The 21,975-nt window shown below is 54.3% G+C and carries 19 protein-coding genes and 3 pseudogenes; all 22 read left to right on the top strand.

Annotated elements, in window-relative coordinates; all coding sequences use genetic code 11:
* A pseudogene (locus ACOT1A_RS07820) lies at window positions 1-240 on the top strand (type VI secretion system contractile sheath large subunit); the annotation flags it as partial.
* Between the two features lie 13 nt (window positions 241-253).
* Window positions 254-1,594, top strand: coding sequence for a type VI secretion system baseplate subunit TssK (tssK, locus tag ACOT1A_RS07815; protein ID WP_045309184.1), 1,341 nt, complete (start codon window positions 254-256; stop codon window positions 1,592-1,594).
* Window positions 1,591-2,241 (top strand): type VI secretion system protein TssL, short form, encoded by a 651-nt coding sequence (gene tssL, locus ACOT1A_RS07810; RefSeq protein ID WP_105322700.1) that lies wholly within the window; start codon window positions 1,591-1,593, stop codon window positions 2,239-2,241. The genes tssK and tssL overlap by 4 nt, the downstream gene beginning before the upstream one ends.
* 3 nt (window positions 2,242-2,244) lie before the next feature.
* Window positions 2,245-3,951 carry an OmpA family protein gene (locus tag ACOT1A_RS07805; RefSeq protein ID WP_105322701.1) on the top strand — a complete coding sequence of 569 codons (1,707 nt, stop codon included), beginning with the start codon at window positions 2,245-2,247 and terminating at the stop codon, window positions 3,949-3,951.
* Between the two features lie 5 nt (window positions 3,952-3,956).
* Window positions 3,957-4,448 carry a type VI secretion system effector Hcp gene (gene hcp / locus ACOT1A_RS07800; protein WP_105322702.1) on the top strand — a complete coding sequence of 164 codons (492 nt, stop codon included), beginning with the start codon at window positions 3,957-3,959 and terminating at the stop codon, window positions 4,446-4,448.
* Window positions 4,449-4,620: 172 nt separating this feature from the next.
* Window positions 4,621-4,878: a hypothetical protein gene (locus tag ACOT1A_RS07795; protein WP_421625512.1), complete on the top strand. Its 258-nt coding sequence runs from the start codon at window positions 4,621-4,623 to the stop codon at window positions 4,876-4,878.
* Window positions 4,878-5,435 (top strand): type IV secretion protein Rhs, encoded by a 558-nt coding sequence (locus ACOT1A_RS07790; RefSeq protein WP_105322704.1) that lies wholly within the window; start codon window positions 4,878-4,880, stop codon window positions 5,433-5,435. The genes ACOT1A_RS07795 and ACOT1A_RS07790 overlap by 1 nt, the downstream gene beginning before the upstream one ends.
* A complete protein-coding gene (locus tag ACOT1A_RS07785) occupies window positions 5,429-5,971 on the top strand; it encodes a putative T6SS immunity periplasmic lipoprotein (RefSeq protein ID WP_105322705.1) in 543 nt (180 codons plus the stop codon). Before ACOT1A_RS07790 ends, ACOT1A_RS07785 begins: the two co-directional genes overlap by 7 nt.
* Complete coding sequence (locus ACOT1A_RS07780) at window positions 5,958-8,471, top strand: type VI secretion system Vgr family protein (protein WP_105322706.1); 2,514 nt, start codon at window positions 5,958-5,960, stop codon at window positions 8,469-8,471. Before ACOT1A_RS07785 ends, ACOT1A_RS07780 begins: the two co-directional genes overlap by 14 nt.
* A 33-nt stretch (window positions 8,472-8,504) precedes the next feature.
* Window positions 8,505-10,073 (top strand): T6SS phospholipase effector Tle1-like catalytic domain-containing protein, encoded by a 1,569-nt coding sequence (locus ACOT1A_RS07775; protein WP_105322707.1) that lies wholly within the window; start codon window positions 8,505-8,507, stop codon window positions 10,071-10,073.
* A gap of 5 nt (window positions 10,074-10,078) precedes the next feature.
* Window positions 10,079-10,765 carry a DUF2931 family protein gene (locus tag ACOT1A_RS07770; RefSeq protein WP_105323044.1) on the top strand — a complete coding sequence of 229 codons (687 nt, stop codon included), beginning with the start codon at window positions 10,079-10,081 and terminating at the stop codon, window positions 10,763-10,765.
* Between the two features lie 84 nt (window positions 10,766-10,849).
* Window positions 10,850-11,497: pseudogene (locus tag ACOT1A_RS07765) on the top strand (DUF2931 family protein).
* A gap of 112 nt (window positions 11,498-11,609) precedes the next feature.
* Window positions 11,610-11,876, top strand: coding sequence for a PAAR domain-containing protein (locus ACOT1A_RS07760; protein WP_105322708.1), 267 nt, complete (start codon window positions 11,610-11,612; stop codon window positions 11,874-11,876).
* A 3-nt stretch (window positions 11,877-11,879) separates the two neighbouring features.
* Window positions 11,880-13,037, top strand: a complete 1,158-nt coding sequence (locus ACOT1A_RS07755) for a type VI secretion protein (RefSeq protein ID WP_176690884.1) — start codon at window positions 11,880-11,882, stop codon at window positions 13,035-13,037.
* Window positions 13,021-16,428 carry an ImcF-related family protein gene (locus tag ACOT1A_RS07750; protein WP_105322710.1) on the top strand — a complete coding sequence of 1,136 codons (3,408 nt, stop codon included), beginning with the start codon at window positions 13,021-13,023 and terminating at the stop codon, window positions 16,426-16,428. The genes ACOT1A_RS07755 and ACOT1A_RS07750 overlap by 17 nt, the downstream gene beginning before the upstream one ends.
* 37 nt (window positions 16,429-16,465) lie before the next feature.
* Window positions 16,466-16,646, top strand: a pseudogene (locus tag ACOT1A_RS07745) (type VI secretion system protein TssA); the annotation flags it as partial.
* Window positions 16,647-16,702: 56 nt separating this feature from the next.
* Entirely contained in the window at window positions 16,703-17,182 is a 480-nt protein-coding gene (locus ACOT1A_RS07740; protein WP_232934892.1) for a hypothetical protein, read from the top strand.
* Between the two features lie 275 nt (window positions 17,183-17,457).
* A complete protein-coding gene (tssF, locus tag ACOT1A_RS07735; RefSeq protein ID WP_105322712.1) occupies window positions 17,458-19,221 on the top strand; it encodes a type VI secretion system baseplate subunit TssF in 1,764 nt (587 codons plus the stop codon).
* The gene (tssG, locus tag ACOT1A_RS07730; protein WP_105322713.1) at window positions 19,176-20,270 is read left to right on the top strand and encodes a type VI secretion system baseplate subunit TssG; all 1,095 of its coding nucleotides are present in this window, start codon (window positions 19,176-19,178) and stop codon (window positions 20,268-20,270) included. The genes tssF and tssG overlap by 46 nt, the downstream gene beginning before the upstream one ends.
* Window positions 20,251-20,775, top strand: a complete 525-nt coding sequence (gene tssJ, locus ACOT1A_RS07725) for a type VI secretion system lipoprotein TssJ (RefSeq protein WP_176690895.1) — start codon at window positions 20,251-20,253, stop codon at window positions 20,773-20,775. The genes tssG and tssJ overlap by 20 nt, the downstream gene beginning before the upstream one ends.
* Complete coding sequence (tssE, locus tag ACOT1A_RS07720) at window positions 20,775-21,218, top strand: type VI secretion system baseplate subunit TssE (protein WP_105323045.1); 444 nt, start codon at window positions 20,775-20,777, stop codon at window positions 21,216-21,218. The genes tssJ and tssE overlap by 1 nt, the downstream gene beginning before the upstream one ends.
* 334 nt (window positions 21,219-21,552) lie before the next feature.
* Window positions 21,553-21,948, top strand: coding sequence for a hypothetical protein (locus ACOT1A_RS07715; RefSeq protein WP_123906474.1), 396 nt, complete (start codon window positions 21,553-21,555; stop codon window positions 21,946-21,948).
* Window positions 21,949-21,975 lie beyond the last annotated feature (27 nt).

Genomic DNA, 21,975 nt, shown 5'->3' with positions numbered 1-21,975 from the left:
CGCCGTCTGCTGGAGCTGGAGCTGAATACCTGGGTGCGTAGTCTGGTGACGGAAATGACCGATCCGGGCGATGAGTTGCAGGCATCTCATCCGCTGCGTGACGCGAAGGTGGTGGTGGAAGATATCGAAGACAACCCGGGCTTCTTCCGCGTGAAGCTGTTTGCGGTGCCGCACTTCCAGGTGGAAGGCATGGATGTGAACCTGTCTCTGGTGAGCCAGATGCCGAAAGCGAAAGCGTAAGGCGGTAGCAGGGATGAAAATTTATCGTCCGTTATGGGAAGACGGGGCCTTCCTGGCCCCGCAGCAGTTCCAGCAGCAGGCCCGCTGGGATGCACATGTGGCCGACACCGTGGCCCGGATGGCGCTGGCGCACCCGTGGGGTGTGCTGTGCGCGGAGTTCGACGAAGGCGCGCTGGCCCTTTCACGTCTTAATGCCACCCGTCTTTGTGTGCGCTTCGCGGATGGTACCCTGGTGGACACAGATCTGGCGGATACCCTGCCGCCGGTCTGTGATTTATCAGCGGCGGGGAGTGATGCTGTTGAAGTGCTGCTGTGTCTGCCGCTCCTCAGCGCCAATGGCGGTAATCTGGATGACGGGCAGGACAGTGCCCGTCCGCGCCGCTGGCAGTCTGAACGGGTAACAGTGCAGGAACTGGCCGGGCATGAGCGCAGTGAACTGACGGTACTTCGTCATGCCCTGACGCTGCGGCTGTCGACTCAGGAAAACAGCGCCTGGCTTACCTGCCCGGTGGCGAGACTGATGCGAAACGCACAGGGGCAGTGGGTACAGGAGCGGAGCTTTATTCCGCCGCTGCTCTCTTTGTCTGCCAGCCCGTTACTGCTCAGCGAACTGAGTGACCTGCTGCACCGCCTGGCGGCCCGGCGTAAGCGCCTGATGGCCATGCGCCGTGAAAGCAACGAGCGGATGGCGGACTTCGCGGTGGCCGATGTATCGCTGTTCTGGTTGCTGAACGCCCTCAACAGCGTTGAGCCGGTACTGACGGAGCTGCACCAGGCGCCGTCCCGCCATCCGGAACTGCTGTACCGCGAGCTGGCCCGCCTTGCCGGCAGCCTGCTGACCTTTTCGCTTGAACATGATGTGGACGCCATTCCCCCCTATCGGCATGACGCGCCGGAAACGGTGTTCCCGCCGCTGTTTACCTTGCTCGATAACCTGCTTGAAGCCAGTCTGCCGTCGCGCGTGATTGCCATTGAACTGAAGCAGGGCGAAGACCGTGAGATCTGGCGCGGGAAGCTGCACGACGCGCGGCTGCGTGAAGGGGCCGATTTCTATCTCTCCGTGCGCTCCGCCATGCCAAACCACGAACTCCAGACGCGCTTCCCGCAACTGTGTAAGGCGGGAAGTCACGATGATGTCTCTGAGGTGGTGAATATCGCCCTGAGCGGGATGGTGATTAAACCACTAAGCCACGTTCCGGCGGCCATCCCGCTACGTCTGGAAAATCAGTATTTCGCGCTGGATCTGTCCACCGATGCTGCTCGTGCCATGCTGGAAGCCGGGAACTGTACCTTCTATACGCCGGGCTCCCTCGGTGAGGTGAAACTTGAACTGTTTGCGGTGCTGCGCTCATGAACGATGCCGACATTGACCTGATAAACAAAACGTTTTATCCGGGCTGGCTGATGGTCAGCCAGTTGCGCAGCGGCCAGGAGGTAAAGGACGGCGAAGCGCTGTACCGACGGGCCTGCCGGTGGGTGAACGCCGCGCGAGAAACACTGAACGAAGCCGGGTTCAGCACTACATCCTGCGACCATATGCTGTATGCGTACTGCGCCCTGATGGATGAGAGCGTGCTGAACCGGGATAAACAGGATGACGGTTACCGCCAGTGGCGCAAGGACCCACTTCAGGCGCGGTTTTTCCGTACCCTGAATGCAGGGGAAGAGCTGTGGGAGCGTATCCGTACGGCCCTGCGCGAGCCTGCGCCGGATGTGGCGGTGCTGACCTGCCTGTACCGCACCCTGCAACTGGGCTTCACCGGCCAGTACCGCACGCAGGATGATGAGCGGCGTGAGGATGTGGTGCGCGCGCTCAGTGAGCGCGTACCGCCGTTTGCGCTGACCCAGGAAACTCCGGTGGTGGTCAGGGCATCCCGCCTGCGCAGCGGACGCCGGATGTACTGGCTGGGCTGGGTGGCGGGCGTGGTGGTGGCGGCGCTGTGGTTCACCTTCTCCTCTGTGCTGTCGCAGATGGTGGCGCAGATTGCGGGGCAGGGATAACGGATGCGTCAACTCTCCCGAACGCTTCTCACGCTGTTTGCTGCTGTCCTTGCTTTGTGGCTGGTCGTGGATTTCTGGCCGCTTTCCACCGTCAGCCGTTCTGTGCTCAGCGTCTGTATTCTGCTGGTCTGCGGCGCAGCGCTCTGGCATGGGTGGCGGCGTTGCCAGTTCGTCATACCGGTAACGGAGCATGTCCTGCCCCCGGAAGATTTTCAGGGTGCGGTGGTGCTGGTCTGCGGCGATACGACCAGCCTGTTCCCTCCCGATACCGTTTATCGTGAAACCCGTCAGGGCTGGTATATACACGCGCAAAACGCAGAACAGCTGCCGCTGCTGGCGCAGCATCTGGCGGCCGTCCGTCCGGCGCTGGTGTCGCAGGTCTCGGTATTGCTGGCGCTGATACCGGAACAGCAGACGTCGGAAGAGGCGCTGGCGCAGACGCTCCGTGGCTGGCGACGCAGTATTACGCAGTGCCGGAACTGGCTGAACGGTGTTCCGCCGGTATGGAGCGTGGCCTGGGTGTCGCCACCTGACCTTCACCCTAAAGAGGAGGCGCAGTGGTTTACCGTCACACCGGAGTTACCGGGCGTGCGGGTGCGGCAGAACGGACATGTCGCCCTGCCGGTGACGGACTGGCAGTGGGAGAGCGGCAGCCGCGCCTCACGCCTTTATGACACGCTGTGGCTGGACAGCATACTGGCGCTGATGGCGCACCACCTCACCCGGCCACTCAGCGCCCGACAGGGTGAGCTTCCGCAGCTGAATCTCTGCGCGGCAGGTATCTGTCTGGCACCGATCGCCGCAACAGAGGATAACCTCTGGCAGCAGCTGATAGCCGGTATCACCACGCTTTGCCCGAAACCTGTCTTTGCACCGGATTTACTGCCGCTGCCGGAGGTATTGCTGCCGTACCTGCCGCGCCGCCACGGCATCAGCCGCCGGATGCAGAATATGCGGCTGGCCGGGGGTATCTGCTTTGTCTTCTTTGCGCTGGCGATGCTGGCTTCCTTTATCAACAACCAGCGACTGGTGCGCAGCGTGGGCGACCACCTTGCCGTATACCACCGTCTCAGCGGTACGCCACCTGAGCCGAAGCAGCAGGCGCAGCAGCGTTTGCAGGCAGACAGCCGCCTGCTGGACGACTGGCTGCGGCGTGGTGAGCCACTGCGTTACGGGCTCGGCCTGTACCAGGGCATGCGTCTGATCCCGCTGGTAGAAGCCGCCATTAATAGCTGGACGCCACCGCCGCCCCCTCGTCCGGTGATTAAGAAAATCGTACAGGGGCCGCAGACTGTCCGCCTCGACAGCATATCGCTGTTCGATACCGGCAAATGGGCGCTGAAACCCGCCTCAACAAAGCTGCTGGTGAACTCACTTGTGGGGATCAAGGCGAAACCCGGCTGGCTGATTGTGGTCGCAGGCCATACCGACAGCACCGGGGATGACCAGTCCAACCAGGTCCTGTCCCTGAAGCGTGCGGAGTCCGTGCGCGACTGGATGCGTGATACCGGCGACGTGCCGGAGAGCTGTTTTGCGGTGCAGGGCTACGGTGAAAGCCGACCTGTCGCCACCAACGACACGGCAGAAGGCCGGACGCTGAACCGCCGTGTCGAAATCAGTCTGGTGCCGCAGGCGAACGCCTGCCAGCTGCCGGGCAACACCCCCGCGTCATCGCAGGATGATGGCGCTGATAACAACTTAACGGAGTAATTATCATGGCAATTCCAGTCTATCTGTGGCTGAAGGACGACGGCGGCGCGGACATCAAAGGGTCTGTGGACGTTCAGGATCGTGAAGGCAGCATCGAGGTGGTGGCCCAGGAGCATAACCTGTACATCCCGACCGACAATAACACCGGCAAGCTGACCGGTACCCGTATCCACACCCCGTTCCTGTTCACCAAGGAAATCGACTCCTCCAGCCCGTACCTGTACAAGGCGGTGACCACCGGCCAGACCCTGAAATCTGCGGAATTTAAGTGGTACAGAATCAACGACGCGGGCCAGGAAGTGGAGTACTTCAACACGAAGCTTGAGAACGTGAAGCTGGTGAAAGTGAATCCGAAGATGCACGACATCAAGGATCCGGCGTTCGAGAAGCACAACCACCTCGAGCAGATTGAACTGCGCTACGAAAAAATCACCTGGACCTACAAGGACGGCAACATCATTCATTCCGATTCCTGGAACGAACGCGCCACCGAGTAAGTCGCATGCGGACAGGGCCCTGTCCGCAGTTTTTTGCACAGCGTCTGTATGCACGGACGCTGTGCAAAGAAAAACACAATCGGCCTGCCCGACCTGATGCGCTTTGGGTTCCTGAATAACAGGGAACAGCGACGGGCGGTAGCGTGTCCGGAACTGATAAAGAGAGAGTCTCATGGACAATCCCGCAATCCTGTTACGCCGTCTTAACCCTTACTGTGCCCGCGCGATGGAAGGGGCCGCGTCCCTGTGCCAGACCCGCGCCCATGCGGAAATCCTGCCCGAGCACTGGCTGCTGAACCAGCAGATTCTGCCGGTCCTGAGCCAGCAGCTGCTGAGCCATATGGCGGCGGGGCAGAAGCCGCATACCCTGACGCTTGGCTGGGATGAGGAAGAGGGGGTAATGATTGATCTGCGGCAGGAGGATGAGTGATGACCATCCACGATAAAAAAAAGGCGGATCAAAAAGAAGAAAAGGAAGGTTCGCTGCGGTTACTGACTTCAGGAGAGATTGTTCTGGCGAAGTCGGTCTACAAATCGACGATCCCTTACCATAAGGTTTGGATCCATTATGACAGTTATCTGCCGTTTGGCCTCCAGAATAAAAATACGGCGATGTCCCCGAACGGTGAGATTTATTTTGGTCACTGGTACAGGGATGATTACGCGTCGACTTTACCTTTTCTGCAACATCTTTTTATTCACGAAATGGCACATGTCTGGCAGCGTGAAAAAGGAATGAACATCATCGGGCGGGGGCTGTTCAGCTGGGCGGTGAGTTACCGTTATGTCCTGAATGGACGTCTGTTAAGTGAATATCCCATGGAACAGCAGGCACAAATTATTGCTGACCATTTTACGTTGCAGGTTGAAGGATACGAGACATGGTGTGATCTGAGAAAAGCAGGTGATGTCACGCTTGACGGCAACATTTCTGAGCCCGTTATCCACCACCTGTATACCAGCACGCTGCGGGGGTTCCCATGGTGAAAGCAATGACCTTTCGCCACAGGCATGCTTTTTTGCTCAGCCTGACGGTACTGACCGGTTGCCCCGGCCACGGGGATTACATTCGGCCTGATGAAATAACAACGGTCAGCACAAGAGGCGACAATGTGTGTTTCAGCGTTCCGGAGCCAGAGGACTACCAGCCAGTCAGTATTTCCATCGTTCCAAGAGGAACCCGGTTCAGGGAGCGGCAAATTACGTTTGATCCCACACTTCGTATTGTGAACGGCCAGCTATGTATCCCACCTTCATTTCATCATTTTCCTGATAAAGGCCAGTTCATTGTCAGATACGTTCTGCACTCTGAGCGCGATAAGGATACGCCGCGCAAAATGGTCGCCGGGGTAGAGATTGTCGGCGAGTGTATTTTCGACATTCCGCTTAATGACATGGAGGCAGTAAGACCGTACGGCGAGCTGGACAACAGTGAATTTCAGCCTGATCAAGGCGAACGTGAGGGTTCCTGCAGATCGCCTTTTAGAACCGTTCATGGAGTGAAAAATTATGAATCTCACTGACTCTTTGCAAAACGTTTTAACCGGGGCGGGAACCCTGAACCGCTACAGGCTGGATATTCCTTCCTGTCCTTCTCCACTTGATGTGGAAGACTTCAGCGGTATTGAAGGCCTGAGCAGAATTTACAGGTATGACATCATTTTTACGAGTACGGACAAACATCTTGATGCTGCCTGGTTTTTGTGTAAACCCGCAACCCTTACGATGGGGGGCGGGTTACTGGAGAGCCCGACTGAACAGAAAAAAGTGCACGGTGTCATTACTCATTTCAGACGCATTTCCGGCTCTGCCGACCAGACACAGTACCTGATCACGCTTAAGCCATTCCTGTTTTTGCTGGATAAGCAGCACCGCAGCCACCGTTTCTTTGTCAATAAGTCAGTACCCGAAGTAGTCGAACAGGTGTTACAGGAGCATAACCTGCATGGCTGGGAATATGAATTTAACCTCAAGCAGAGCTACCCGAAGCGCGAGCAGATAAACCAGTATCAGGAAAGTGACCTGGCGTTTATTCAGCGCCTGCTGGCGGAGGTGGGGATATTTTACTGGTTTACCCTCCAGGAAGACGCGCAGACAGAAGTGGTGCATTTTGCCGATGCGCAGCGGGCGCTGGTATTTGGTAAAACCCTGCCAGTCAACAGTCCGTCCGGGATGAGCGACAGCGGGGCTGACTCGGTGTGGGGCCTGAACATCACCCATAATGTGGTGGAAGCCAGCGTCACCACGAAAGATTACAACCACCGTGACGCACAGAGCATACTGCAGTCGGCACCGGCGGATATGACCCGGGGAGACGGTGAAGGGGTGAACTATGGTGATGTCTACCATTACCGGCTGCGCCATCTGGCGCGCGGCGACAAAATAGACCCCACGGCAGAAACGGCTAACTTTTACGCCCGCCTGGACCACGAGCGTTTTCTGGCAAACCAGACGCAAATCACAGGCTACAGCACTGCAGCGTGGCTGGCACCTGCTCAGGTGCTGAATATTACCGACGGCCTGCCACCCACCCTGCCTGCTGTCTTACAGGAACCGGTGCTGGTTATCAGCACGCATTTTACTGCCAGTCGCAAGAGCGCCCTTCTGGTGGATATTTTGGGCGTGCCGTACAGCGAAACGGTGTGCTGGCGTCCGGCACCGCTGCCGCGCCCGAAGGTAACCGGGACGATGACGGCTCGCGTAACCAGCGCAAAAGCCAACGATATCTACGCCTGGCAGGATGCATCCGGACTGTACCGGGTGAAATTTGACGCCGATCGTGACGAGAAAGGACAGGGTCAGGAGAGCATGCCGGTACGTCTCGCCAAACCCTACGGCGGCGACGTGTACGGTTTTCACTTCCCGCTCATTCAGGGCACAGAAGTGGCGATAGCATTCCATGAAGGCGACCCCGACCGGCCCTATATCGCCCATGCGCTGCATGACTCACGACATGTTGACCATGTAACGGAGAAGAACAGTACACGCAATGTGATCCGCACGCCGACGAACAACAAGCTGCGAATGGAAGACAAGCGCGGTGAGGAGCATATCAAGATCAGCACCGAGTATGGCGGTAAGAGTCAGCTTAATCTTGGTCATAACGTCGATGCCGAACGGACCTTACGGGGTGAAGGTGCAGAACTCAGAACAGATGACTGGGTGAGTATCCGGGGTGGCAAAGGGATATTACTGAGCGCAGATAGACAGCCTGATGCGCGGGGCGAAATGCTTGACATGGAAGCAGCTATCCTGCAACTGAAACAGGCATTATCACTGGCTGAAAGCCTGAGTGCAGCGGCGGGTAGTGCTAAAGCAACACCGTCTGAAAAAGACAGTCAGTCACAGCTAAATACCGCACTGAATGAGCTTCAGGAAGCGGGGATACTGGCTTATGCGCCTCACGGTATTGGCATCGTCAGCCCGGAAGCTATTCGTGTTGCTTCAGGCGAACATAGCGTGGGTATTGTGTCAGGTAAAAACACGGATATTAGTGCGGCAAAATCATTCACTGTTGCTGCAAAAGAAACCGTAAGTCTGTTTGCACAAGGTGAAGGAATGCAGCTGTTCTCTGGAAATGGGGTCGTGGACATTCAGGCGCAGGGTGATGCCATGAATATCCAGGCTTTTAAAGATGTTTCTGTTGTGAGTAATACCGGAAAAATCACTATCAATGCCAGCCAGGAATTACTGATGACCTGCGGTGGGGCCTATATCCGGATGAGTGGAGGGAATATCGAATTTGGTTGTCCCGGTAACATCTTACTGAAAGCCGCAAACGTACAGAAAATGGGCGCTGCCAATATAAATGTTCCTGCCAAAGAACTTCCCATGGGGTTCGGAGGAAGCTATGTTCTGGCTGATGATAAAGATATTCCTTTCAGCAAAACGATGTATCGTATTACCACATCCGAAGGTGCAGTATTCAGCGGCGAGACTGATGAAGAGGGGAATACGCTTCCAGTGTTTACCGCATTCCCTTCTGACATGAAAATCGAAATTTTGCGCAGTGACAGAAAATAATCCCGGAAAATCATACTCTATAAGGACCATGATATGACAGAATATTACTGTTACGATGCCCCTGACGGACATCATAAAACCTGTATTCGTAATACTGCAAAAAAAATTGTACTTCAGCGGATACCTGCTCGTGGGGTGACGTTAACCATTGGCGTGTTTTTTGACGGGACGGGGAATAATGTTGAAAACATAAATAGTCGTATTGAGCAATGTGACTCTAAGTTATATGGGCTTGACTCCAGTGAATTAGCTAAATTCAATGAAAAATGCATGGCTAAAAAAGGTTATAGGGATTCCGCTGCAACTAGTTATCTAGGTTATTTCACTAACATTCACTGGCTGAATGGCTTATATAAACAAGATGAAAAAATACCAGATAATGCCATGAAGGCTCAGAGAAAGGTCTATATTGAAGGTATAGGGACTAAAAACAAAGAAAAAGACTCAAAGTTTGGCCTTGGTTTCGGTAATAATAAGACAGGTATTGTAGCCAAAACTGACCGAGCGATAGAGTTGATAAAAGAACAAATTTTATTATTTATAAATAAGAATGATATGAGCACTATCGCCATTGCAAAAATCCAGTTTGATGTATTTGGGTTTAGTCGGGGAGCTGCGGCGGCAAGGCATTTTGCAAATCGAGTCAATGATGAAGACCCTGCATTAGTCGAAGCGATTAAAGCGGGTCTCAGTGGCTATACACAGCATGGAAAACCTGCTGGAGAAATCCGGTTTATTGGACCTTTCGATACCGTTGCAGCGGTCGCCGCGCTTTCAGATGGCCTTGATCCCCATGACAGTAACAACAATGATGTCAAACTGGAGTTGCCTCCGGGTATTGCAAAACACGTTTTCCATATCACAGCAATGCATGAATGCCGGTACAACTTTTGCCTTAACAGTATTAAAGAAGTATGGCCTGAACTGAGCCTGCCTGGTGTGCATTCTGATATTGGAGGGGGATACAATCCTGAAGAACCGGAATATTACTTTCTGACGCGTCCCGAAATTGAAACAGTACCGGATAATACACTTGAACAGGAAACCCAGGTCTACCGTAATGCTTCCGTGCAGAGTGAATCACTTTTTGACTTTCCATCACTTGCCCCTCTGTTACCATCAGGGGTGATAAAATTAGAGTGTAATTCCGATGACAGAATGTCTCCGGATCGCTATAACAATTTCAACAAAAAAGTCGGCGCTGCTGTCACGTTTGAACGAACAGTATCAAATGACTGGTCAAAAGTTGTTCTCAGGGTGATGTATGAAATTGCTAAAGAAGCAGGATTGTCATTCGAACCAATACGCCAAAACAATGTTGAATTAAAATTTAATAACGAATTGATGCCACTATGCGAAAAAGCAATTTCTCAGGGCAAAGCGATCTTTACCGGTTCACAACCAATTCCATATACATCTGATGAGATTAACATTATCGGTAAATATATCCATTGCTCAGCCAACTGGAATGCTGTAGATGACGACTCAGCAAGAAAAGTTACCAGTGGTGCGCGTGCATCTGCGATATTAAGTTTTGTCAACCGGCCCGACACGAACTGGCGTCGTACAATTTATAATATGAAAGGGAACACCATATCATGAAAAAAATGCCAGTTTTAATGGCAACATTGCTTGTATACGGATGTGCATTCGCAGGTGGCAATAGTGAAAACCCCAACAAACTTTCTACTTTATTAGCACCTTATGATGAGTGGTATTTTGATTTTGCATACCCGAAAGCATTACCTGCCGTTGTGACTTATGCGGAGTTATTGGATACAGACTCAATTTTGTATCGCTTCAGAACGCTGGATGGTACTAACTCCAGCGACAGCAGTGTAGGTTCGTGGGGAGACAGCATTGGTTATGGAATACCTTCATTTAACAAAGCTAAAAACCCTCCGCGATTTATCCATTTTTGCTGGGACTCCGTGATTGACAAGAGAGTTTATGAAACCACTATAACCTTCGGTAGTAAAGTTTGGGAGATGATGTTAATACCTTATTTTGCTCCATATGATGAAATACAGACCGCTTATCATAATGGTGCTAAAGGAGAGCAACGATACCATCGATTTATGGTTATCGGGCTGGCACCGGAAGGAAAGGTCAGGGTATGGTTACAGAACAGCCGCAAACCGAATATAGAGCTAACTGATATACTGGTTGAGACCGTTTTTGGCGATAAACTAGATATGTGTAAAAAAATTACATCCAGTGATTTTTCTTATGGTTACGACGCGGATATAATAGAATTTATTAAAGGTAAAAAATATCCATATGGCGAGTGGTGATTTCTTTTATTGAGAAAATTTAAGGAGAAGGTTTTGAAGAAATACCTGTTAAGTGTTGTTGCGTTATTTGTATCAGGCTTTACCCTGGCTGCTAATAACACAGAAAAATCAACCGAACTCTCGAGTCTGCTGGCACCTTATGATGAGTGGTATTTTGATTTCGTAACACCTAAAGCCCTTCCCGCTGTTGTAACCTATGCGGAGTTGCTGGATACAGATGGAATTTTGTATCGCTTCCGAACTTTAGATGGGGTTAATACAAGTGATGCCAGTGTTGGGCAATGGGCCAAAAAAGGATTAGGTGGAGGCATCCCTGCATTTAACAAAGCTAAAAACCCGCCCCAGTTTATCCGCTTTTGTTGGGATTCAGTTATCGATAAGAAAGTTTACGAGACCAGAATAACCTTCAGCAGTGCCGTCTGGACGTTGATGCTGACGCCTTATTTTGCTCCTTATGATGAAGTAGAGTCAGCTTATCATAATGATGCTAAAGGCGAGCAACGATACCATCGATTTATGGTTATCGGACTGGCACCGGAAGGAAAGGTGAGGATATAGTTACAGAACAGCCGCAAGCCGAATATAGAGCTCACTGATATACTTGTAGAGACCGTTTATGGCAATAAACTAGATATGTGTAAAAAAATCACATCCAGTGATTTTTCTTATGGTTACGACGAGGATATAATAGAATTTATTAAAGGTAAAAAATATCCTTACGGGGAGTGGTAAGTTTTTATTCACTTTATCATCTCTTTATTCATTGGTTTTGTAATGTGAGACTGAAATTTCGAACAATAAATTCTATTTCATAAATACTTACTTAAATACAAAGGTATTTTGTATGTCTAAAGGTTTTGTTTTGCTCGGTGATGAAACTACACATGGCGGAAAAGTTATTTCAGCATCATCAACCATGATTGTTAACGGCAAAAAAGTTGCTCTGATTGGCGACATGGTTAGTTGTCCAATACCATTCCATAGTCCCAATCCTATAGTGGAAGGCTCTCTGGAATGGTCCTCTGACGGCAAAGCTATTGTGGTTGACGGATGCAAATGCCAGTGCGGGTGTCAGGTTATCTCAAGCGCACCGGATTGCGCAATAGGATAATCCATGGGCTGGAACAGAGCGAAATCATTGACCACAGAGTTACCCCCAAAACCATCCTTTATGTGGTGGTATCTGGCCGGCGTGCTGACACTAATCACCGGGATTGTATTATTTATGATCCACGCCTCCGGGATGATGAATGCGATTTCAGGGATCAGTATCTGGCTGGTTTCCCTCGCACCGTCAGGTAGCTGGCTGTTTCTTCTCTGTCTGAGAGGCTGGCTGTGGGGTAAAAAAGTTGATGAACATAACTTTTTGAAAAATGAGGCTGAACATGCCCAGAAACTGTGGGAAGCCTGGGCTGAACGGTATCTTGCGATTGTGGGCAACTGTATTTTTTTACCCGACAAAATCACTGTGGGATGCCTTCATGGCGAATTACCACAGCAGTACGGTCTTGTCAGAAAAATAAATTATCTGCCTGACAGTAATCGTCTGATCGATGAGTCCTTCCTCGTACTACTTAAAGGTACAATGGATGCGCTGTGCCTGTTGCCTTCTGACCTTCAGGTCAAGGTGACTCTGGTAACCGATCTGCCTTGTTCTGGATTACAGAAGTCCTTCGCCACTGTCTGGACCTCCCTATTTCCTCAGCGCGCTGCGCCTGACAGCATCACGATAATGCCTTCTTTCACGATGGGATGGGTCGAAGAGCGTTTGAAACAGCCCTTTCTGACGGTTGACCTTATTCTGGTCATACAACTGTGTGGCCGTGACGCGTATTCAGACGGTCTGGCCGCGCTGCTGATGACCAGTGACGATGTGGCGCAAAAATATCGCCTGCCACATCCGGCCCGTCTGTTGCGGCCGATGCCGCTGCAACTGGACGGATTTGAGAGTGAACTCAAGCTGTTTCTCGGGACCCAGACGGCTGCCTGCCGTACCGATCGCATTCTGGGCGACAATTGCAGTTGGGAAAAGGTTGCCGCACCACTAATGACCGTCGGGAACGAACAGGGTGCCGTCTGGGATCTTGCCGATCGACTGCTGCTTGAAAAATGGTGCGGCATTCCGGGGCCGGCTGCACCGTGGTTGTTGACTGCCTTTGCGGCAGATCTGGTCAGTCTGGATAACACCTCTCTTCTTACGTTGTTCTCCTCCGGCGAAGAACGTTTTATCAGTACCGTCAAAGCAGGAAGTGAAGATGAACACATCGGGTAGCCTGTTTGGCCTCCTCGGCCGAGTCGGGATCGTATTTGCAGGCGTGGCGGCGCTGTGGTGGATGATAACCCACCACGGCAAAGCGCTGGATATTGATACGCGGGGTGAACAAGTTCTGGCGTTTGTCCAGGTGTGCCTGGTGCTGGTGCTTATTCGTTATGCGCCAGCAATTTCCCGTTATGTTAAGGAAATTTATTATCGTCGCCAGGCTCAGAAGATTAATGTCTTACCTGACGAAGAAGGTCGCATTACACTGACGCCGCCACGTCATATCACGGTAGAGGAAATTCGCCAGGAGATGTGCCGTTTGTACGGTCGTCACTGGCCCCGCAAACTCCGCATCCTGCTAGTCACCGGCAGCGTTGCCGACGTCGAACAGCTCACCCCAAAACTCACCCAGGAACTCTGGCAGGAAGACCAGGGGACGCTGTTGTTGTGGGGCGGTGACCCGGCAGCACCGGCGGACGCCGCCTGGCTTACCGCGCTGCGTAAACTGCGCCACCGCCCGGTGGATGGCGTGGTGTGGGTGACCTCTGCGTTTGACCGCTTCGCGGGTTCAGATGCTGAACCGGCAGCGCCGCTGACTCCAGAATCCATGGATGCCCTGTCCCACGCTCTGAAGGGGCGCTGTGATGCGTTAGGCTGGAAACTGCCGCTGTATGTCTGGTCGCTGCATCCGCGAGCCGAAGAGCAGCAGGGCCGGATTTCCCAGCCGGTGGGGTGCCAGCTGTCAGCGGCCTGTAAACCTGAAGCACTGGCCCGCCAGCTAAGCGACCTGATCCCGCCCCTCACCGCGCAGGGTATTCAGCAGATTTGCGACAAACCACAGCAGAATTTTTTACTCACCCTGGCTGACCAGCTAATCCGCGAGCCGCAATCGCTGACCGGACCCTTATCAGTATTACTTAACCCGTACCGCCCGCTGCCTCTGGCTGGCGTGGTGTTCAGCCCGCCTTCAGCAGGGGCAGGTCGCAGTGTTGCTCATCACTGGGGCAAAGACAACCGCTGGGATGCCATCCCGGCGTCTACACAGGCCTTACCGGCAGGTCTGCGCCCGCGTAAACCCGGAATCAGCTGGACGCAGATGGCGGGCGTGGGTGTGGCGGCGCTGATGGCGCTGTGGGGCATATCCATGGCCGTCTCCTTTGTCGCCAACCGTGACCTGGTGACGACGGCGCAGGAGCAGGTTCAGCAGTCTGTGTCAGAGAAACAGCCGCTGAGCAAGCGTCTGCACGCCCTGTCTGAACTCCAGAAAACCCTTGCTCGTTTACAGTACCGTGCACAACACGGCGTGCCCTGGTACGTACGCGGCGGCTTAAGCCAGAACGATGCCCTGCTGGTGGCGCTCTTCCCGCGCTATAGTGAAAGCGCCTTGCCGCTGTTGCGCGATGCGGCGGCGGAACACCTCACTCAACAGCTCCAGGCCTTTGTACAGCTGCCACCGGACAGTCCGTTACGTGAGCGCATGGCAAAATCGGTTTACGACCGGCTCAGGCTCTACCTGATGCTCTCGCGGCCGGAGAAAATGGATGCGGCCTGGTTTTCCGCCACGCTGATGCGCGACTGGCCACGGCGTGCTGGTGTGGCAAACGGTCTCTGGCAGGGCAGCGGCCCGGCACTATACGCTTTTTATGCCGCGAGCCTGGTGTCACACCCGCAGTGGCGCTTACATGCTGACGATATGCTGGTCAGTCAGACGCGTACGCTGCTGGTTCGCCAGATGGGGGTGCGAAACAGTGAATCCACACTCTATCAGAAAATGCTCTCACAAGTGTCGAACCAGTATGCCGATATGCGCCTGACGGACATGACCGGCGACACCGACGCCGCAAGCCTGTTCAGCACCGATGAGGTGGTGCCGGGGATGTTCACCCGTCAGGCGTGGGAGGAGGCGGTACAGCCTGCCATTGATAAGGTGGTGAATGAACGTCGCGAGGAGATGGACTGGGTGCTGAGCGACAGCAGACAGCCCGCCACGCAGCAGACCTCGCCGGAAGCCCTGAAGCAGCGACTCACCGCACGTTATTTTGCCGACTTCAGTACCGCCTGGCTCGATTTTCTCAACAGTCTGCGCTGGCAACGGGCAGTGACCCTGTCCGACGCCATTGACCAGCTCACCCTGATGGCGGATGTGCGCCAGTCACCGCTGGTGGCACTGATGAACACCCTGAATATCCAGGGGCGTACCGGTGAGACCGGCGAGGCGATATCCGATTCGCTGGTGAAATCGGCAAAAAATCTGCTCGGTGGCGATAAACAGCCGGCCATTGACCAGAGCGGCGGCGCGCGCGGTCCGCTGGAGGCGACCTTCGGCCCGGCACTGGCGTTGATTAACAGCCAGCAGAAAGGCGGCGGAAATACCGACCTGAGCCTGCAGACGTTTCTGACCCGCGTCACCCAGGTGCGCCTGCGGCTACAGCAGGTGACCAACGCCGCTGATCCGCAGGCCATGACCCAGGCGCTGGCGCAGACGGTGTTTCAGGGAAAGGCGGTAGACTTAACCGAGACCCGCGACTACGGCAGTCTGGTGGCAGCGGGGCTCGGGCAGGAATGGAGCGGTTTCGGGCAGACGATGTTTGTGCGGCCCATGGAGCAGGCCTGGCAGCAGGTGCTGCAACCCGCCGCTGAAAGCCTGAATGCACAGTGGCAGACCGCCGTGGTGGATGACTGGAACAGCGCCTTTGGCGGGCGGTATCCGTTTAAAGATGTCAGCAGCGAGGTCTCCCTGCCGTTGCTGGCCAGATACCTCAATGCCGATTCCGGGCGCATCACCCGGTTTCTGCAGACTCGTCTTAACGGCGTGCTGCACAGGGAGGGGAGTCACTGGGTGCCGGACAGCATCAACGCCCAGGGGCTGACTTTCAATCCGGCTTTCCTCAGGGCGGTTGATACCCTGAGCCATATTTCCGATGTGGTGTTCACCCGCGGGGAGGCGGGGTTGTCCTTTGAGCTGCGCCCGGGAACGGCGGATGGCATCATGGAGACGCGGCTGGTTATCGACAGCCAGAAGCTGACTTATATGAACCAGATGCCTGCCTGGAAGCGTTTTAACTGGCCTGCGGACACCGAAGCGCCGGGTGCGGCATTAAGCTGGATAAGCACCCAGGCCGGCACCCGGCAGTATGCAGATATGTCCGGGACATGGGGATGGATAAGGTTGCTGGACAAGGCGTCAGTCAGCGCTTACCCCGGCACGGGCAGCAGTTACAGTCTCACGTGGCAGGCGCAGGATGGCAGACCGCTAAACTACACCCTGCGTACCGAGGCGGGGGAGGGCCCGCTGGCCCTGCTGAAGCTGCGAAACTTCAGCCTGCCGTTGCAGATATTCACCGTCAGCGAGCCTGCCGCTGACCCCCTGGCTGATGACCCCGACCCCACGGAAACGTACTGATGGCATCCGTTCATACACTGATTACAGCCTGCCAGGCCGCGCCATCACGCTCACGCAGTGGGCGCCAGAACTGCTGTTTGAGGTCAAAGCCCACCGCCTGAAGCTGCTCCGTATGAAGGGCCGGACGTAATGATACAGATAAAGCACGCCTGAATCCGGAGATGGAACATCTGCTGGCGGGGCTGATTGCAACTGACGCTGCCAGAGCTACCGTGTAGTGCGGATAATTAAACAAACGTAACAAAAAAATTATTATCAGGGATATACAACAATCATGCATTTGATTATGAAAATAATATTGTCGGTTATATTTATTCAGCTTTCAGGCTGTACAGCAATTCTTTGGGGAGAAAACAGTGTTGCTGACACAAAGATAAAAGAACGTACTTTGATTTCAGACGAGGTTACCGCTGCGTTTTATTATGAAAATCTCTCTGCTTCGGCTATTCAGGGAAAGACACAGGTCAGGGTAGAAATACCTCGGGATGGTGTCGCTTTCAAGGGTGAAAAAAACATCTATATATTAACGAAAGGGGCGAAAGAGTTACTTGCGCTGGATAAACTATCCACACAGGTAACGCTGGTTACCGGTTATGAGAAATTTGAGGGTTTAAGGCTCAAACTGGATATACCGCGTGGAAATGACCTTGTCATGCATTTTTCCGATGCGCTTGTACTGCAGGTTAATGAAAGCGACAGCAACCTTACCACTCAGGATATTGGTGACCTTAAAAAAAACGGGGTTCTGGAATGAGGGTGGAAGGTATGTTAAGCAAATACGCCTGGAAGGGGTAATTATTCCCAGAGATAAGAACGACAGTCTGTTTAATAATAGCGAAAAATTGGTTAAAAAACATAATGTGGAATTTTATTCTACAGAAGACTCAACTTACTTTCATCCTCTGCGACTGGCAACAAATATCGTGTTAACACCCTTCACGGCCGTTGCGGATATTGTATTTTTCCCAATATCACTGCGTGTATTAGGGCTCATCACCCATCCTCCTGTACATTAATAGCCGGAAAATTATGGAAGATTTAACCCTGCGTTATTTTGACGCTGAAATGCGCTACCTGCGCGAGGCGGCGAAAGAGTTCGCGCAGACGCACCCCGACCGGGCGGCAATGCTCGACCTGGACAAGGCGGGCACACCTGACCCGTATGTTGAACGGCTGTTTGAGGGCTTCGCCTTCTCCATGGGACGTCTGCGCGAAAAGATAGATGACGACTTGCCGGAGTTGACCGAAAGTCTGGTGAGCATGCTGTGGCCGCACTACCTGCGTACCATCCCGTCCCTGTCGGTGGTGGTGCTGTCGCCGGATGTGCCGGCGATGAAAATGGCGGAAACGTTGTCCGCCGGGCTGGAAATCAGCTCCCGCCCGGTCGGTCCTAAAAACACTGTCTGCCGCTACCGCACCACCCGGGATCTGACGCTTAATCCGCTCGCGGTGGAGAAGGTCATTATGACCACGGAGCCTGACGGGCGTTCGCTCCTGCGGGTGCGTTTTGCCTGTAGTACGCAGGCGGACTGGCCGCAGACTGACCTCCGGCATCTGCCGTTGTATCTTGGCGAAGATAGGGTGACGGGCAGCAGCCTGCACCTCTGGCTGACAAAACGTCAGGCGGCGCTGTACATTCGCCTGCCGGGGCAGACGGAGCGGATCGCACTGGATGGTTATTTCTCGCCGGGCGGTTTTGCTGAGGAAGACCGGCTGTGGCCGAAGGGCGACAGCGCCTTCAGCGGTTACCAGTTGCTGCTGGAGTATTTCACCTTTCGCGAAAAGTTTATGTTCGTCCATCTTAACGGGCTGGAAAATATCATGCTCCCGGCGGGTACGGCGTACTTCGATATTGAGGTGGTATTCAGCCAGGTATGGCAAAGCGATTTACCGGTAACAGACAGCAGCCTGCGCCTGCACTGCGTGCCGGTGATAAACCTGTTCACCCTGGAAGCTGACCCGCTGACCATTAGCGGGCTGGAGAGTGAATATCTGCTGCGCCCGAAACGTCTTCAGGACGGGCATACCGAGATTTACTCGGTGGACAGCGTCAACGGCTCCGGGCGTACCGGCGAAGCGCACTATGTGCCGTTCGCCAGTTTTCGCCATCAGGGCGGCATGATGCGTCGTCACGCACCGGAACGGTATTACCACACCCGCGTGAAGCGGGGCGTCACCGGTATGCACGATACCTGGCTGATACTGGGCGGCCAGCAGTGGGAAGCTGACCGGATGCTGGAGCGGGAAACGGTCTCGCTGCGCATCACTGGCACCAACGGCCAGTTACCGCGTCGGGCGTTGCAGAGCACGCTGCTGGACCGCTGTGAACAGGTCTATGACTCGCCCCTCACCGTGCGTAATCTGTGCAAGCCGACGCTGCCCGCATACCCGCCTGCGGAGGATCGCTTCCACTGGCGGGTGATGAGCCATCTGGGCTCCCGGTTTCTCAACATGATGAGCAGCGCTGAGGTGCTGCGCGGCACGCTCTCGCTCTATAACTGGCGGGACGACGAGCTGAACAACCGTCGCCTCGATGCCATCCTGGATGTCAGGCACCATCGCACTCAGCGCTTTGAGGACGGTTTTTTGCTGCGCGGGCTGGACGTGGAGGTGACGCTCGACAGCAATGGATTTACCGGAGAGGGCGATATCCATCTGTTTGGCGAACTGCTCAACCGTTTTTTTGCCCTGTATGCCGATATGAACCAGTTTAACCAGCTCACGCTGATTGTTCAGCCAGAAGGGAAATGTATCCGTTGGAAAGAGAATCACAGTCCGCGCCTGCCCGGCTGATGGCGCAGGTACGGCACCAGCTGCCGTATATGAATTTTTACCGCTTCTGCCAGCTGCTGGAACAGAGCCAGCCGGAGATGCCGGTGCCCGGCCGCGACTGGCGGGTGCGGCAGGAGCCGGTGCGTTTTCGCCCGCATCCGGGGATGGGGTTTCCGGCCGGTGAAATCCGGGGGATGGAAGACCCGGAACATCCGCACCTGCCGCCGTCGGTGCGCGTCACCTTTATGGGGCTGTACGGAGTGGAGTCGCCGCTGCCGACCCACTACACCGACGATATCGCTCAGCGACGGGAAGGGCACGACGCGACGCAGGATTTTCTGGATATTTTCAGTCACCGGCTGATTACCCAGTATTACCGCATCTGGCGAAAGTATTCGTACCCGGCCACCTTTCAGGCCGGAGGCGCTGACAACACGTCACAATACCTGCTGGGGCTGGCGGGGCTGGGGATACCCGGCTGTGCTCAGACAGCCGGTACGCCGCTGTCGCGATTTCTGGCGCTGCTGCCGGTGATGATGCTGCCGGGACGGACGGCGGAGGGGATGGCAGCTCTGGTGCGGCTGCTGGCGCCGGATACCCGCGCAACGGTGTATCACCACGACCGCTGCCGTATCCCGCTGAAGCAGCCGGTTGCGATGAGTACATGCCAGCCGGTCAGCCTGAAGCACCGACCGGTGATGGGCACGCACGCCACGGATGTGAACGGCCAGGTGCTGCTGCGTCTCTTCACCGACAACCCTAAAGAGGCCCGGGGCTGGCTGCCGGGCGGTGACCTGCATGCCGACCTGATGGCGCTGCTACACGTGTGGCTGGGCGCGCACCTGGATGTACGGATGCAGTTATGCGTTGCCCGACATTTGCTGCCGGATGCGCGGCTGTCCTGCAATGCGGAACAGACCGCGCAGGTCGGGCGCACGGCGGTGCTGCGTCCCCTTAATGCGCAACAGAACAGAAACAACATTATCACCATTCACCTGGGACGCTTTCAGCGCGTCCGGGAAAACATTCAGCGAAGGAAGAACGATGAAGATGGCGATTACCGCTGGTAAGACTCTGGCTCTCACGCTGGCGACCCTGTTAACCGGCTGCGGGCTGACGCAGAAAGTGACGGACGGCACCGTCGCCGTCACGAAGTCCATTTTTTACAGACAGGTGAAAACCCTGCATCTGGATATTCAGGCGCGCGAAGGGGTGAATAACAACGCGAAAGGGGCGTCGCTGGCAACGGTGGTGCGAATTTACCAGCTTAAAGAGCGTAAGGCGTTTGACAGTACTGATTATCCGTCACTGTTCGCCAGTGACAGTCAGGCTATTAAAGCCGACCTGGTGGCGGAAAAGGATATTCGCCTGCGCCCTGGCGAATCGGTGACGCTGGATATGCCGATGGAAGAGAGCGCGCAGGTTGTGGCGGTGGCGGGGATGTTTATGGCACCGGATCAGGTAAACGATACCTGGCGTATTACCCTGACCCGTGACGACCTTGACCCGGATAAGGCGCGGGTTATTGAAGTCAGTAATAACCGCCTGACGCTGAAACCGCTGGAGGGGGAATGATGCCGCGTCCGTCCCTGTATGACATGCTGTACGGCAACTTCGCCGGCGGGCTTGACCTGCACAGCGTAAGCGAGGAGAACCAGCTGATTATGTCGGTGCTGGATAACATGCAGCGTATCCTCAACTGTCGCGCCGGTACGCTGACCCACCTGCCGGACTACGGCCTGCCGGATATGACAAAAATCCTCCAGGGAATGCCCGGGACCGCCCACCAGCTGATTACCACACTGTCGGCCGTGTTGCTGAAATATGAGCCGCGCCTGAGCCGGATTAACGTGGTGATGCAGGAACAGATTCAGCCCGGAGAACTCCGCTACGCCATTGATGCGGAGCTGAAGGGGGTGGGACTGGTGCGCTACGGCTCGGAATTTATGCCCGAGGGCAGGGTATTAATCCGTCATCTGAAACAACAGCAGTATCTGGATAATACCGCCAGAGTGTGAGCCAATTTTGAAATTCAGCACGCAAAACCACCTCCGCATCTTTTACCGACATCGCAAGGATGCCTATTGCAGAGTTTCGCCTGCGAAAATAATCACTTCATGAAAATTGGGCGAGCAGGCAACATGAACGACCGGACATTTATTCTACTCTGGTCAGAAAAGATACATTAAAGAGTTATTTTTCAGTGTATTGATTTAGCACTTGTGCTGTGGCGGGTACTGAAATATTAATAATTTATTTCTTAGCCGTGAATCATTACATTTTATCTGGCAAAAAGGTCAATGACTGAGGGGATATACCCTGAGTAGGATGACGTCAATCATGGATACAGATATGAAAATGAAAATTTTCCTTCTTACGGTCAGTGTACTTTTTAACATGCAGGCTGATGCCGCCCGTGGAAGACAGCCCTGCTCTGGCTCAAAAGGTGGCATAGCACACTGTACATCGGATGGCCGTTTTGTCTGCAATGACGGAAGTCTGAGTCAGTCTAAGCGATTCTGTTCAGGTTATGGTGCCTCCGAACTGCCGCGGCAGGTAAAACCCTCGCCCTCCGCCAGGAAAGCGCAGACGAAAAAGAGAATAGCCGTGAAAGGCCATGAGCAGCGTGTTGTAGATAACAATGCGCAGTTCGATACACAACCGCGGCAACCTACATGCGCCCCTCTCTATATGGCCAACAAGCCCGGATTCACCCATTTACCCATATGTTCAGGAAATCAGTATTAATCCGCCAGTGTAAACGTCCTTTGTCTG

It is taken from the genome of Enterobacter cloacae complex sp. SYL003 (assembly GCF_049236925.1).
GTDB classification, from domain to species: Bacteria; Pseudomonadota; Gammaproteobacteria; order Enterobacterales; family Enterobacteriaceae; genus Enterobacter; species Enterobacter intestinihominis.
The sequence above is the reverse complement of the archived record's forward strand: the minus strand, read 5'-3'. Positions and strand labels throughout refer to the sequence as shown.